At 58.9% G+C, this 14,622-nt stretch carries 10 protein-coding genes and 2 pseudogenes; 3 read left to right on the forward strand and 9 right to left on the reverse strand.

All coding sequences use genetic code 11. From position 1 onward, the window contains the following. Positions 1 to 59 precede the first annotated feature (59 nt). Together ACMXYH_RS01535 and ACMXYH_RS01540 are read right to left on the reverse strand one after the other, a co-directional pair. Positions 60 to 324 (reverse strand): annotated as a pseudogene (locus ACMXYH_RS01535) (sigma factor-like helix-turn-helix DNA-binding protein); the annotation flags it as partial. Next, a complete protein-coding gene (locus tag ACMXYH_RS01540; protein ID WP_415767776.1) occupies positions 285 to 599 on the reverse strand; it encodes a hypothetical protein in 315 nt (104 codons plus the stop codon). The pseudogene ACMXYH_RS01535 and the gene ACMXYH_RS01540, both read right to left, overlap by 40 nt. On the opposite strand from ACMXYH_RS01540, the gene ACMXYH_RS01545 reads away from it, so the two are divergent. After that, entirely contained in the window at positions 579 to 2,459 is a 1,881-nt protein-coding gene (locus ACMXYH_RS01545; protein ID WP_056745790.1) for a methyl-accepting chemotaxis protein, read from the forward strand. The genes ACMXYH_RS01540 and ACMXYH_RS01545 overlap by 21 nt on opposite strands. Positions 2,460 to 2,612: 153 nt before the next feature. On the opposite strand, the gene ACMXYH_RS01550 is transcribed toward ACMXYH_RS01545, so the two are convergent. The 5 genes from ACMXYH_RS01550 to ACMXYH_RS01570 form a co-directional block, all read right to left on the reverse strand. Further along, positions 2,613 to 3,080 (reverse strand): SRPBCC family protein, encoded by a 468-nt coding sequence (locus ACMXYH_RS01550; RefSeq protein WP_415766084.1) that lies wholly within the window; start codon positions 3,078 to 3,080, stop codon positions 2,613 to 2,615. 22 nt (positions 3,081 to 3,102) lie between these two features. Next, positions 3,103 to 6,519 (reverse strand): amino acid adenylation domain-containing protein, encoded by a 3,417-nt coding sequence (locus ACMXYH_RS01555; protein WP_415766085.1) that lies wholly within the window; start codon positions 6,517 to 6,519, stop codon positions 3,103 to 3,105. Positions 6,520 to 6,532: 13 nt separating this feature from the next. Then, positions 6,533 to 7,462, reverse strand: coding sequence for a diiron oxygenase (locus ACMXYH_RS01560; protein WP_415766086.1), 930 nt, complete (start codon positions 7,460 to 7,462; stop codon positions 6,533 to 6,535). Beyond that, a complete protein-coding gene (locus tag ACMXYH_RS01565; RefSeq protein ID WP_415766087.1) occupies positions 7,459 to 8,235 on the reverse strand; it encodes a DUF3050 domain-containing protein in 777 nt (258 codons plus the stop codon). The genes ACMXYH_RS01560 and ACMXYH_RS01565 overlap by 4 nt, the downstream gene beginning before the upstream one ends. 677 nt (positions 8,236 to 8,912) lie before the next feature. Continuing rightward, positions 8,913 to 9,623, reverse strand: coding sequence for a GntR family transcriptional regulator (locus ACMXYH_RS01570; RefSeq protein ID WP_129439559.1), 711 nt, complete (start codon positions 9,621 to 9,623; stop codon positions 8,913 to 8,915). 231 nt (positions 9,624 to 9,854) lie between these two features. Here ACMXYH_RS01570 and lapG point away from each other — a divergent pair, with 231 nt between their 5' ends. Both lapG and lapD read left to right on the forward strand, forming a co-directional pair. Further along, positions 9,855 to 10,547 (forward strand): cysteine protease LapG, encoded by a 693-nt coding sequence (gene lapG / locus ACMXYH_RS01575; RefSeq protein ID WP_415766088.1) that lies wholly within the window; start codon positions 9,855 to 9,857, stop codon positions 10,545 to 10,547. Positions 10,548 to 10,561: 14 nt separating this feature from the next. Then, entirely contained in the window at positions 10,562 to 12,508 is a 1,947-nt protein-coding gene (gene lapD / locus ACMXYH_RS01580) for a cyclic di-GMP receptor LapD (protein WP_415766089.1), read from the forward strand. A 182-nt stretch (positions 12,509 to 12,690) separates the two neighbouring features. Here the strand turns inward: lapD and ACMXYH_RS01585 are convergent, their stop codons facing one another. Beyond that, complete coding sequence (locus tag ACMXYH_RS01585) at positions 12,691 to 13,029, reverse strand: tryptophan synthase subunit beta (protein WP_415766090.1); 339 nt, start codon at positions 13,027 to 13,029, stop codon at positions 12,691 to 12,693. A gap of 148 nt (positions 13,030 to 13,177) precedes the next feature. After that, positions 13,178 to 14,073, reverse strand: a pseudogene (locus tag ACMXYH_RS01590) (type I secretion C-terminal target domain-containing protein); the annotation flags it as partial. Positions 14,074 to 14,622: the final 549 nt, after the last annotated feature.

A 14,622-nucleotide genomic window follows, 5' to 3' on the forward strand; every position in this document is an offset into this window, starting at 1 on the left:
GCTGACGTAGCCTTGCATTAGCCGAGTTGTTACGCAGACGCAGCACCTGCTGATGCGGTTCACCGCGCGTTATCCACAGACATCAGTAATACAGCGCGTCGGCGCACACAGCGCTCCACTGAACGCAGAGACAAACCCATTTGCTCGGCGATGTGTTTGTGGGTAAGCCCTTCGCACTGCGCCAGCAGAAACGCCTGACGCACTTTCGGCTTTCAGGACTTCGAGCATGCGGGCAATGCTTTCCAGATAGGCGCGTTCGATTTTTTCACAGCGCCAATGGTCGATCACCAGACCAAAAGCGATCGTTCGCACAAAGGCGCGGGGGAATTTGCAACTGCCGTACGAACAACCGTCATCACAAAAAGACTGAGCAGGCGCTCTGGCACGCCGTTCGGCGGGTAACTTACAGGAATACCGATCATTTCGTACAAACGCCTAAGATTTCTCCGTTTTGTGCCGACAGACTGATGAGACATGCGTGCACCAAAGTAGAGCGGCCCCAGAGCCCTGCCTGCGCTGTACATGGAATGTTGCAACCCGGAACGCATCCCCACTTTTTGCATAAGAAGTCCCATGAAATGAATCTCAAATTCAGCCATAAAATCCTTCTGGCCGCCTCCGGCGTCGTGGTGCTGGCTTTTGCGTTGTTCACTTTGTACAACGACTATCTGCAGCGAAACACCATCCGTCAAAATCTTGAATCGAGCGTCCAGCAGGCCGGCGATCTGACCGCCAGCAGCGTGCAGAACTGGATGAGTGGCCGTGTGCTGGTGCTGGAAAACCTCGCGCAAAACGTCGCCCATCAAGGCGCCAATGCCGACCTCCCGGGGCTGGTCAGTCAACCGGCCCTGACCTCGAACTTCCAGTTCACCTACGTGGGCCAGGCCAACGGCGTGTTTACTCAGCGCCCGGACGCGAAGATGCCTGACGGTTACGATCCACGTCAGCGCCCCTGGTACAAACAAGCCGTGGCTGCCGACAAGACCATGCTGACCCCGCCTTACATGGCTGCCGTCGGTGGCTTGGTGGTGACCATCGCCCTGCCGGTGAAAAAGAACGGCGAGTTGCTCGGCGTGGTCGGCGGCGACCTGAGCCTGGAAACGCTGGTGAAGATCATCAACTCGGTGGATTTCGGTGGCATCGGCCACGCATTCCTGGTCAGCGCCGACGGTCAGGTGATCGTCAGCCCGGACAAGGACCAGGTGATGAAAAACCTGAAGGACATCTACCCGAACGCCGGCGTGCGCATCGAGAAGGGCAATCAGGAAGTCACCCTGAACAAGCAGGACCGTATCCTTTCGTTCACGCCGGTCAGTGGTTTGCCGAATGCCGAGTGGTACATCGGTCTGTCGATCGACAAGGACAAGGCCTACGCACCACTCAGTCAGTTCCGTACTTCTGCGCTAATCGCGATGTTCATCGCCGTGACGGCCATTGCAGTGCTGCTGAGCCTGCTGATCAACGTGCTGATGCGTCCGCTGACCACCATGGGCCGTGCGATGCAGGACATTGCTCAAGGTGAGGGCGATCTGACTCGACGTCTGGCCGTGGAAAGCAAAGACGAATTCGGTGAGCTGGGCGGTTCGTTCAACCAGTTCGTGGAGCGAATTCACGCGTCAATTTCCGAAGTGTCGTCGGCCACCCGCCAGGTTCACGATCTGTCGCAACGGGTAATGGCCTCGTCCAACGCCTCGATCGTCGGCTCCGACGAGCAAAGCGCCCGCACCAACAGTGTGGCCGCGGCGATCAACCAGTTGGGCGCCGCCACCCAGGAAATCGCCCGCAACGCCGCCGATGCTTCCCAGCACGCCAGCGGCGCGAGCGAGCAGGCTGATGATGGTCGTCAGGTGGTGGAGAAAACCATTCTGGCGATGACCGAGTTGTCGCAGAAAATCAGCCTGTCCTGCACCCAGATCGAAACCCTGAACGCCAGCACCGACAACATCGGGCACATTCTGGATGTGATCAAAGGCATCTCCCAGCAAACCAACTTGCTCGCGCTCAACGCGGCCATCGAAGCGGCCCGCGCCGGTGAAGCCGGTCGTGGTTTCGCGGTGGTGGCGGACGAGGTGCGAAACCTCGCTCACCGCACTCAGGAATCGGCGGAGGAGATCCACAAGATGATCACCTCGCTGCAGATCGGTTCTCGCGAAGCGGTGACCACGATGAACGCCAGTCAGGTCTCCAGCGAACAGAGCGTCGAAGTGGCGAACCAGGCCGGTCTGCGACTGGTCAGCGTGACCCAGCGCATCGGCGAAATAGACGGCATGAACCAGTCGGTGGCCGCGGCAACCGAAGAGCAGACGGCGGTCGTGGAAACCCTCAACGTCGACGTTAACCAGATCAACCTGCTGAACCAGCAGAGCGTGGCCAACCTCAATGAAACGCTGAAGGATTGCGATGCGTTGTCCTTGCAGGCGAACCGATTGAAGCAGTTGGTCGACAGCTTCAAAATCTGATTCAGGTCAGTTGGACCGCGTTATCGTTCTTCGCGAGCAAGCTCGCTCCCACAGGGGTTCTCAGTCGTTCACAAATGTTGTGATCACTGAAGATCAATGTGGGAGCGAGCTTGCTCGCGAAAGCGGTAGATTAGTCACCGCTGAACCAAAGCCCTACGCAAACAGCTTCAGCACATTGCTCATCGAGTCATCGGCAAAGCCCTGTACGAAATCCCTGAACCCCGGCAATGCCTCGGCGCCGCCCTGTGCGGGTTCGGCGATGATGGTCCAGGTCGCTCGGGATTTGTCCGCACCCAGCGGTTCAACACTCATCGCCGCCCACAAATTGGCCACGCCCAAGGTGTTGTAAATCGTGGTCCAGGTCATGTTCAGCGCCCGGTCATCCCGCGCGTTGAGTTGCTCGACCACCAGGTTGCCGTCCTTGAAGAATTTCTTGCGCAGGGACGACACGCCTTCACCGGTCATCTCGATGTGCGACAGCGCCGGAATGAATTGATCGAAGCCGGCAAAGTTACCGACCACTGCCCAGACCTTCTTGGCATCGGCCGGCACTTCCACTGAAGACACCACGTGGCAGCCTTGAGGGTTTTTGATCAGGGTATCGGGTTGTAGGGTTTTCATGGTTTTGCTCCGGTTGAGTGAGTCAGATGAAGTTGATTTCTTTCAGGTAGTCGCAGCCGCGACGCAGCAGCGCCGGGGATTTTTCCGGGTAGTGCGCGCCCATCTGCCGTACGCCCGCCTGGGCGTTGGCGTGGCCGATCATTGAGATGTCGCCGATGTCTTCCTCGAAGCCGTTGAGGTAGAAACCGAGCACGCCGAACAACGCGTTGTCGCTGTCGACCCGGCCCAGTTGCTGCTGCCAGTCGGCGACGCTGACCATGGAAAACTCCCGCCCCGCCTCACGAAATGATGCGACGTAGGCATCCCAGCTCAGAGGCTCGGGGTTGTGCAGGTTGAACACCGCTTTTTCGGGTGAATAACGGCTGGCATGGAAGGCGATGAACCGTGCGAGAAAATCCACCGGCATCAGGTCGAAATTCAGTGCGAACTCCGGCACCTGGCCGAGCTGGATCGAGCCTTTGAGCATCAGCATCAAGCGGTTTTTGTGCGGCTGGCAGACACCGGTGAGGCTGTTGAAACTGATGTTGCCGGGGCGATAAAGATTGACCCTTACGCCACGTTCGCGAGCCCGTTCGAGGATCCGCTCACCGACCCATTTGGACAGGTTGTAGCCGTTCTTGATGTAGATCGGCGGGGTTTGCGCGGCGGGCAATTCCAGCACCCGACCATCGGCGGCAATCGTGCTGGAGGCCGAAAGCGTCGAGACGAAGTTGAAGATCTTTTTGCTGCGCCCTTCGCACAACCGAAGGCACTCGAAGATCGGCTCGACGTTGTCCCACACCAGTGACTCGTAATCGAGTACGTGATTGACGTTGGCGGCGTTGTGCACCAACGCGCCGAACTGCCGATCCAGTCGCTCGTAAACATCCGCTTCGAGCCCCAATGACGGACGCGTAATGTCCGCCGCATAGACCCGCACCCGGCTCAGGTCCAGATGCTCCAGACGGTTTTCTCGCAGCGCATGGGCAAAACGCTCGGTCGCCGATTGCCCACCGCCATCGCGCACCAGGCAGGCGACTTCGCTGGCGCCCCAGGCGAGCAACGCTTCGACGATGTGCACGCCGACAAAGCTGTTGGCGCCGGTAACGATCACCTTGTGCACATCGCCCATACGGTTGACTGGCAACGGCTGAATATCCAGTTCGCGGAAGGCATCGGCCAAGGCTTTTTCGCTCAATACCTCTTCGGTGCCGGAGCCGCGCACCAAGGTCGCCAACTTGGCAATGGAAGGCAATTCGATGAAGCGGTTGATCGAGATGCTGCGACCGAACTCTTCCCGCAAACGCAAGAGCATGCGCGACAGCAGGATCGAGTGGCCGCCCAGGTTGAAGAAACTTTCGTCGGTGGAAATATCGCTGGCCGGCAGCTCCAGCAGCTCAGCCCAGATCTCCAACAACAGCGCCTCATCGGCACTGGCGGGCAAACGCCGCAAGGTGTTTTCGGAGACATTCACGGGCATCGCCAGCAGCGCCTTGCGGTCGACTTTGCCGTTGCTGGCGAATGGCATACTCGGCAATTCGGTCCATGCGGTGGGCTGCATGTAATCCGGCAGAAACTGCATCGAGTGGGCTTTCAGCGCTTCGCGAGCGGTGCCGGGTTGATCCTCCTGAGGCTGCGCGAGGAACGCCAGAATCCGTCGATGGCTGTCGATAACCACTGCCACTTGGCGGTACAACTGACTGTCGCGCAGGCAGCGCTCGATCTCTTCTGGTTCGACCCGAAAGCCGCGAATCTTCACCTGATTGTCCCGCCGTCCGCACAACTCGATGCCGTCGCGGGTCCACTTCGCCATGTCGCCGGTGCGGTAGGCGCGCAGGCTCTGGCCATCCGGCAGGCTCAGGTTCAGATAACGTTCGGCGGTCTGCTGCGGGTTGTTCAGGTAGCCCAGGCACACGCCCGGACCGACGATGTACAGCTCGCCGACGGTTTGTTCGGCCACCGGATGAAAATCCTCATCGAGAATCAACACCTGACTGTTAGCGATAGGCGCGCCGAGGGTGCGGTTACTGTCGCCGGTGCGCAGTTGCCGCGCGGTAATCAACACCGTCGCTTCGGTAGGGCCATAGAGGTTGTAGAGGTTGCCCTGACGGGTGAGCTGCTCGATGACGTAGGGTTCGCAGACATCGCCGCCGGTCATCACGTGATCGAGGCATTGCAATTGATCCAGCGGCAGGATGCTCAACAACGCCGGCGGCAAAAAGGCGTGACTCAGTTGTTGATGGCGGATCAGCTCGACCAGTTGCAACGGATCGCGGCGCTGATCGTCGCCGGGTACGATCAGCTCGGCGCCCTGGAGCAGGGTCGGGAAGATATCGATCAGCGACGAGTCGAAACTCAACGACGAAAACTGCAGCACGCGGCTCTGTTCGGTCAGCTGCACATAGTCGGCGTACCACGCGGTGAAGTGCGCGAGGTTGGCCTGGCTGAGCAACACGCCTTTGGGATGGCCGGTGGTGCCCGAGGTATAGAGCGCCATGCACGGCGCATCTGGATCGGGTCGTTGGTGCATCAAGGGTTGATCGAGATCCACGTCACCGATGTCGATGCGGCTGATGTCGAGTCCCGGCATTTGCGCCGCGAGCGGATGTTCACCGTCATGCAGCAGCAACACTGCCCCGGCGTTTTCCAGAATGTACTGCTGACGTTGCAGGGGATGGCTCGGCTCCAGCGGCAGGTACACCGCGCCACTGCCAAGAATCGCGAGAATCCCCGCGTACAACGCGCTGCATTTTGGCAGGCAGATCCCGATCACCAACGGCCCGCGATGCTGAGCGAGCAACGGCTGCAAACGCTGCTGGATCGCGCGGCTGTGGGCGTGCAAATGCCGATAGCTCAGGGATGAGCCGGCAATGTTTAGCGCGGGTCGTTCGGCACACTGGATGAAGCGCCGCTCAAGGCGCTCGATCATCGGGATTTTGCTGAGCTCCAGCAACGCGGGAGCCGCCGTGAGGTTGAGCCGATGGAAAAACGCGAGGTTCTCCAAATAGAGCAGGTTTTCCACGTGCTCGAAGTGAGCGGGAGCAGCAGGGTCGGCCAATAGAAAATAGTCGGCATCGCGACAGAAACGGCTGACCAGCAGCGCCACGTGATCGACCAATTCCGTCACTGCACGCAGGCGAAATGCCTGGCCATTGCCCGAAGGTTCGTCGGTGATAGGCACGCGAGTGAACAGCGTTGAACCGTAGGTGCACAGCACGTCCAGCGGCGGCAGGCCAGAAACCCCAGGCACACCGATACCGAGTTGCAGCGTCAGTCGCGGCACATCGCCGACGTCTTGAACAGGCAGGCTGGCGTCGTCGATCAGCAAATCAGCGTTACCCAACGGCTGCTCGTCGACGGCTGTCAGGCGCACCAGAGAATGACCGTGTTGTTCAAGTTCCAGCGCCAGGGCGGTCAGGGCCTGGCTGTGTCCAATGAGCAGAATGTCGAGACGTCTCATGATGGGCTCCTCGTTAAACCAGGTAATCGCTGAGGGCGTCTTGCACGCACGGCGAATCGAGCAGCGAACTGCTGCGGAAAAACCGCACGATGTTGGCGACCAGCGGGTGATGGCGATTGATCGGGAAGGCCAGCCCCGACACTTCGCTCTTGAGGGCCTGGCGTGCGGCGTCGCTGATCTGCAAGGCGTCGATCAGGCGGAAGTCGAACGATTTCTGGATGTCGTTGGTCAGGTAATGGCCAATGAACACCGGCAGGATGTGCGCGATGCATTGGCGGTCATCTTCGCTCGCGGTGTGCCAGTAGATGCGCACCAGCCGCGCCCAGAACCCGGAGTGGCGACCTTCGTCGAGCAAGTGGTCGGCCATCAGGCCCTTGATCGACTGCTTGACCGTGTCGTCCTTGGCGAACGCCGCGACATCGCCGGTCACGGTGTTCTCGGCGATGGCCACGCAGATCAATTCCACGGCGTTGCGCAGGTGTTCCGGCGCAAGTGCCACGGCCGCTGGAATGGATCGGCTGAGTTCGATTTCATCCGGCAGTTCGATGGGCGTGATGCCGGTCATGGCGACGGTCTGTTGCATGAAATCCATCGCCACCAGCGCGTGGTAATCCTCGTCCACTACCACGGTCATCGCGTCGTAACGGCAGGCGAACGGGAAGGCCACGGCGAAGCGATTCTTGGCGATGCTGCGGGCGGTCTTGTCGACGATTTCGGTTTCGAAAATCACCACGTCGTTGATGAATTTGTAGAGCGTCTGCACCAGTGCAAAGTCGCGTTGCTCCGGGCATTCGCGCAGGAAGGTTTCGCTCAGCACCAACGGTTGGCGGCTCAACGGGTAGATCAGTTTGTCGTCGTTTTCCAGCACGCGCCGGGGGCGGGTACGAATGGTCGCGCGGCTTTCCCAGGCATCGGCGAAGGATTGGTAGTCGGCGGCGTTCATGCGTTCACCTCTGCAACCGATTCGGTCATGCTCAGGCGCAGGCCGTCCCACAGGGCGATGCGACTTTCTACGGCGGCGATGGCGCTGGCGTAGACGTCTTCCTCGCGTTGCGGATCGCCATTGACCAGCCGGGCGAGGAGTTTTTCAGCGGCGGGGCCGTGGTCTTCGGAATCGACTTCGATGTGCCGTTCGAGGTAGTAACGGAAGGTTGGCGCCTGTTCGATGCCGATGCCCCAGTCATCAAGAATTCGCTGGAACATCTGCGGGATGACGCTCTCGCGACCATGCAGAAATGCCGCCGCAACGCTGTGCCCCGGCGCATGCAACGCGGTGTGCAACGTGTTGCGCACGAACTGCGCTGCCGCCGGATCGACGTCCACGCTTTGCAGTGCCACGTCGTAACTCACGCCTTCTTTTTGCAGCGCGACGAAGCGCTCGACCACCGCCGTGCTGGCGCCGACTTCACGCATGGCATCAAGGTACAACTCGAAATGGCTGTAGTGACCGTGAGCTGGACGATCATCGGACTCTTCACCCAGCACGATCTCGTTGATCAAACGCGCTGCCTGCGGATCTCGCGGTGGCAGCCAGGGCAGCTGGACGCAGGTCAGTTCCTGTTGCAGGCGTTTGGTCAGTGACATGAAATCCCATACTGCAAACACATGGGTTTCCATGAAACGTTGCAATACCGACAGTGAGTTGATTTCAGAAAAGATCGGATGAGCGCTAAGTTCTGCTTTCTTCTGGTTGAGACGGTCTTTAGTCGGTTTCATGGGTGAGCCTATAAGTGAATTGGATATACCGTTGCGTTTTAATGAATAAGCGATCGTTAGTTAAAGCTTTCTGCTGGCGAGCGGATGCCTCAAGCGAATTGATATGGGTAAGTTGCAATGCGTCGTTAAGTGACGGCCTGGCGCCCGTATTCAAGGCGGCGGAGAAAAACTAATACATGAATAAAGTGTCGGGCAAGTTATTTTTATATTATTTGAAAGTTTAACTTTATGGCGCGCGACAAGTTCCAATAAAACTTTTAGTTTGAGTTTCATTTGGATGTAGTTACTCCTTCCGGCTTATATAAGTCAGAATTAAAATAAAGAGTGAATGCCTCACTCGAAGCAACTTTCTAACTGAGTCGTTAAAGTGAATTGAGGGGGCGGAAGTTGACTGGGATCAACGCCGGTTCTTCCTTTCCCGTGGCAAGACTCCTTCCGTAGGTTCTTGGTGCGGGGACTGCGCCGCTCGTGCGGTGCGTCGCCCGTTCATTATTCGTTGGCAGCCCAAGAGTGAGCGTAAATCACGGCAGCCGCTATCACCGGCGCGTCATCGACTCGGAGTCATTGTTGGTCTTGAGAGGGGTAAATCGAGGGCAGGGCTTTGGAGAGGGGCGTAGCGCAGCGCGGCAAGCGAGAACGAGCAGTTCGATCTGCTCGCTTAGGCTTGCCGGCGCGGTTTACTTGGAGGTTTTTTTGTTCAGCGCTTCGGGGCTGTTGAGGTAGCGTGTGATGACCTCGACGCCCCGGTTGAGGTGTTGTTCGAGCAACTTCACCGCGCGCTCGACGTCCCGGACTTCGACGGCCAGCAACAGCGCCCGGTGGTCTTCCTGGGACAGTTTGCCCAGGCCCATGGCTTCCAGGTTGAAGCGCAGGAAGCGCTCCTCTTCGTTCAATCCGTCTTCCACCAGCCTCAACAGCCGTTGGTTCGGCGCCTTGCAGTACAGCGCCATGTGGAAGAGCCGATTGAGCCGGCCGATTTCGGTGTAGTTGTTTTGCGTTTCCAGGTCGTCGATGTAGCGGGCAGCCTGTTCGAGATCCTCATTGACCAGTAACGGGATCGACAGGCGCAACGCTTCGGATTCCAGCAGGATCCGCAGCGCGTAGGTTTCCACGGCATCGCCCTGAACCAGCGGTGCGACCACTGCACCTTTATGGGCGATGACGTTGAGCAGCGCCTGGGCTTCGAGCTGGCGCAAGGCTTCGCGCACTGGCATGCGGCTGACACCGAAAAGATCGGCCAAATCTTGCTGACGCAGGGCGGTGCCGCAGGGAATGCGACCGTCGAGAATGGCCGAACGCAGGGTTTCTTCGATCACCGAGCGTGCCAGGTGAGCGGGAATCGGCCCGTTGACCTTGATGCTGTTCAGAGGATTGGGCTTCTGTGTCACAACTACGCACCCTGTTTGACTGAAATAAATTTGGATCCAAGGGGACACTAGTGACTGCCTGACAGGTTGTCAAACGGACAAAAGATCGCCCTGACGTGGCCGCGATGTTTTTTATGGCACCTGCCATACAAAGTTTAGCGCGCCAGCAGTGATCTCACCGTGCCATTGTCTTTTACCGGGCTAATCTGCACCATCGACCGATTTCCACCTGCCTGATCTGGATGCCTCGCATTGGCGGTACGTTTCGCGATCCCTCGGACTTTGCGCTGGCTGTGCTGCGCGTTGCTGCTGGCCGGCGTTATGCTGGGCGGTCTGCATGCCGATTGGGATTTTTCGCTGATCAGCCGTCGCGCGCAGGCATTGTACGGGCCATTGGGCGAAGGTCAGCCACGCATTGATGCCTGGCAGCACTTATTGGTCACGCAAAAGCAAGTTGGCGAGCTCGAACAGCTTAAATTGGTCAACCAGTTCTTCAACAAGCAGATGCGTTACGAGGAAGACATCGACCTGTGGCACGAGGTCGATTATTGGGAAACACCCATCGAGGCCCTGTGGAAGGGCGCCGGCGATTGCGAAGATTACGCGATCGCCAAGTATTTCAGCCTGCGCCATCTCGGCGTTGCCAGTGACAAGCTGCGCATCACGTACGTCAAGGCCTTGCGCCTGAATCGGGCGCACATGGTGTTGACCTACTACTCAAGCCCCGAGGCCATGCCGTTGGTACTCGACAGCCTGATCGATGCGATCAAACCGGCCAGCCAACGAACCGATTTGCTGCCGGTCTACTCTTTTAATGCCGAAGGGTTGTGGTTGCCGGGCGCCACGGGCAACAAGAAAGTCGGTGACACCAAACGCCTGTCTCGTTGGCAGGATGTGTTGAAGAAAATGCAGGCCGAAGGTTTCCCGGTCGAGACGACTAACTAGGAGCACGCGCTCAGATGTCCTTGTTCAAACAGCTGTTGATCGCTATCTGTCTGTTCCTGGTGATCGCCTTCACCGGTAGCTTCGTGGTCAGCCTGGAAAGCTCGCGCACCCAATACGTCAACCAGTTGCGCTCCCACGCCCAGGACGCCGCGACCGCATTGGCACTGTCCCTGACGCCGAATATCGACGACCCGGCGATGGTCGAGTTGCTGGTCAGTTCGATCTTCGACAGCGGTTATTACGCGAGCATCCGCGTGGTCGACCTCAAGACTGATCAGACCATCGTCGAGCGTAGCGGCATTCCAGCGGTGAACAACGTGCCGGACTGGTTCGTCAAAATGATCGGGCTGGAAGCGGCCGGTGGTGATGCCCTCGTCAGCCGTGGCTGGGAGCAGGCGGCGCGGGTCGAGGTGGTCAGCCATCCGATGTTCGCGTTGGCCAAACTCTGGCAGAGCGCGCTGGGCAGTCTTGGCTGGTTGCTGATCTGCGGTGCGGTGAGCGCGGTGCTGGGCGCACTGTTGTTGCGCCGGCAACTGAAGCCGCTGGATTACATGGTCAAGCAATCCCACGCCATCGCTCGCCGCGAATTCCTCAGCCTGCCGCAACTGCCGCGCACGCCGGAACTGCGGCGAGTCGTGCAGGCCATGAACCAGATGGTCGAGAAGCTTAAAGCGCTGTTCCAGGAACAGGCCGAGCGCAGTGAAAAGCTGCGGGCCGAGTCCTATCAGGACAACCTGACGGGGCTGGCCAACCGTCGTTATTTCGAGATGCAATTGAACGCCCGAGTGAGCAATCCGGAGCAGGCGAGTTCCGGTTATTTGCTGCTATTGCGGGTCAGGGACCTGGCCGGGTTGAACCAGCGGTTGGGCGGTCAACGCACTGACCAGTTGTTGAAAGCGGTTGGCGAGCAGTTGTCCCGAGAGTGCGCCAAATACCCGGAAACCCTGAACCTCGTGACGCGGATTCGCGGCGGTGAGTTCGCCGTGCTGGCGCCGGGGCTGGTGCGCGAAGAAGCGCTGCAACTGGCGCAGAACCTCGACAGTGCCTTGGCGAGCCTGCACGCGACGGGCGCCACCGATGTGGCCTCGGTGGCCTCGATCGGGCTGGCACCGTTTGTGTATGGCGACTCCCCGCAAGCGGTGCTCGGGCTGGGCGACCAGGCGTTGGCTCAGGCGGAAGGCCAGGGCGATTCGAGCTGGGTTTGCCTGGATCACAGCGCGTCGGCCAGCGTCGGCGACGACCATCATGCCTGGCACAACTTACTGGAACAGGCGTTGAGCCAGCGGCGTTTCGAGCTGTATTTCCAGCCGGTGGTGGCCGCCCAGGACACGCAGTTGGTGCTGCACTACAAGGTGCTGTCGCGTTTGATCGACGACGAGGGCCAAACCATTCCCGCCGGGCGCTTCCTGCCGTGGCTCGAGCGCTTTGGCTGGACCGCGCGGTTGGACCGTCTGATGTTGGAACTGGTGCTTGAGCAGATGGCCGACCATAAAGAGTCGCTGGCGCTGAACCTGTCTTCAGCGACGCTGACCGATCCGCAGGCATTGAATAAAGTCTTCGAAATCCTGCGTCAGCATTCGGATCTCGGGGAGCGATTGACCCTGGAAATCGGTGAGGAGCAGTTGCCGGAGCAAGCCATGCTGGAAGAGCTGACGCGACGCCTGCACGAACTCGGGTTCTCCCTGAGCCTGCAACGCTTTGGCGGGCGCTTCAGCATGATCGGCAACCTGGCGCGGCTTGGGTTGGCGTATCTGAAGATCGACGGCAGTTACATCCGGGCGATTGATCAGGAGAGCGACAAGCGCCTGTTCATCGAGGCGATTCAGCGGGCGGCGCACAGTATCGATTTGCCGTTGATTGCCGAGCGGGTCGAGACGGAAGGGGAGTTGATGGTGATTCGTGAGATGGGGTTGTATGGGGTTCAGGGGCAGTTGTTTGGTGAGCCGAAGCCTTGGAAGTAAGGCTTCATAGCTGAATCGTCAATCAGTCCGCCTTCGCGAGCAAGTCGAATCGTCGCACCGCCGCTCCCACATTGAATCTCGGCTGCTCACACATGCTGTGTTCGCTGAAGATCTAATGTGGGAGCGGCGGTGCGACGATTCGACTTGCTCGCGAAGGCGTCCGTACAGACAACAACGGGGCGCTAGATCAACCCCGTCTCATCATCATCGATCAATTGACTCAACCCACCCAACGCTTCACGGGCGTGTGACCGGTCCATCAGCTTGGCCTGGGCGGCGGCCGGCAGGTCGGTGACGCGGATCACCCCCTTGCTGGTCAACACCTGGATCAAATCGTCGAGTACCCGGATCATTTCCAGGTCGCTCTGCTTGAGCTGTTTGAGGCTGGTTTCCACTACCTCGTTGGCGTACCAGGCCTGGATTTCATGGTGGTCGGCTGGCAGCGTTTCCGTGGCCTCGGCGTAGGCCGCGGCTTCCACGCGCACTAACTGACCTTGCGCATCGCGTAGCACGTAGAACATTGAACATCCCTCGGAAATGGACCAGCGTCATGCTGTCAGCAGCATAGGCCAACTGGACGCGAGTATGCGGTGCGGCGACGAAATCGTCACCAGGGTGTTGGGCGCATACGTGACGGCCGCCCCATAAGGGCGGCCGTTTTTTGTTGGATCAGCTGTTGTTGTGATCGATTTTGATGGTCGGGTCACTGCCGGCAATCAACGAGTTAATGTTGGCGCTGGACCAGTTGTTGCCTTCCAGCTTGATCGTCACATCCGGTGCTGCCGCTGCGGCGTCGGCGCCGTTGAATTTGCCGGCGGAGCTGACTTGCAGGGACGAAACGCCATCCACGGTGGTGATCTTCAGGAAGTTGTCGATGGTGCTGCCGGTTTCACCCTGCAGCAGATCGCGCAAGTCGATGCGGTCGCCCTCGCTGGCCTTGAAGTCCTTGATCACGTCGCTGCCGGTGTCGCCAGCCTTCCAGACGAAGGTGTCGGCACCCGAACCACCGATCAGCGAGTCTTTCCCCGTGCCACCGAGCAGGATGTCATTGCCCTTGCCGCCGTCATTGACCATGTCGGCGCCAGGCATCGTCGCTTCGGTGTGCCCGATGATCGAGTTGGCCAGGTCTTTCGGATCGACGTTGGTTTGCGGTGTTTTATCCGAGTCGTACGGCTTCAGATCGCCAAGGGTGACATCCTTGTTTATGCCGATGGCTTCTACCGTCTACACCTTGCTTAGCAACGCGAAGCTGTCGGTGGAGTTGTCGATGGCGCTGGAGCCGGTGCTGCTGCCGTTGCCACCGCGGGACGAGAACTCATCCGTACCATCGCCTTGGGCGTGCAGTGTGCCGAAATCTTTATATGACCAGCTGTCGCCGGACTTGGTCCAGACTGTGACGTTGCCCGAAGCGGTGAGATCGATCTGGTGGTTGCTGTCCGGGTACAGGCTGATCGCTTTGCCCCACTGGGAGTTGCTGGTGGTGATTACGCTGGCGAGTTTGGCGCCGGTATACAGATTCGGGTTGTCGATTCATCACTCTGGTAGTAAGTCGGTTTGCCGTCGGTGATGAAGTACGTGAGGTTCGTCGCGCCCTTGTTGGCAACGGCATCGGCGCTCTGGAACCAGTTGGCCGTGGTTTTGAACACGCCCTCGGAGTGGGTACCGCCGCCGGAAGGCCTCCTATCTGATCAGTGGTAATGCCTATCAGCAGAGCGATAGTCCGTGAGCTGCTCAGGCGCAGGCGTTCAGCACAGCGTTTTTTGCTGTCGCATCACAGTGACCTATCAAAGCGGATCAGCGAGAACACCCTCAATACGGCTCTCAAGCGTATGGGCTACGGATGTCAGCAATCAGCTTGTTGAAATTGGCTGATCACGTGGTCGCCAATAAAACGGCGAAATGTCCTGCGTCACCGTTTGTCCGCAATAATTGACCTCATTGCTTACGACTTATTGACACTAGCAGTCCGACATCATAACAATTGCGCGCCATTTTCGAGGTGTATGAGAGTCCGGGAATGGTGATCGGCGGAGGATAGGATGTCTCATCTACTTCCTGCGGCTCTATATTGCTTTGAAAGCTGACGCCCTGAGCACCACAGGGGGGTTACCTGG

The organism is Pseudomonas frigoris (assembly GCF_047758635.1).
Classification (GTDB): domain Bacteria; phylum Pseudomonadota; class Gammaproteobacteria; order Pseudomonadales; family Pseudomonadaceae; genus Aquipseudomonas; species Aquipseudomonas frigoris.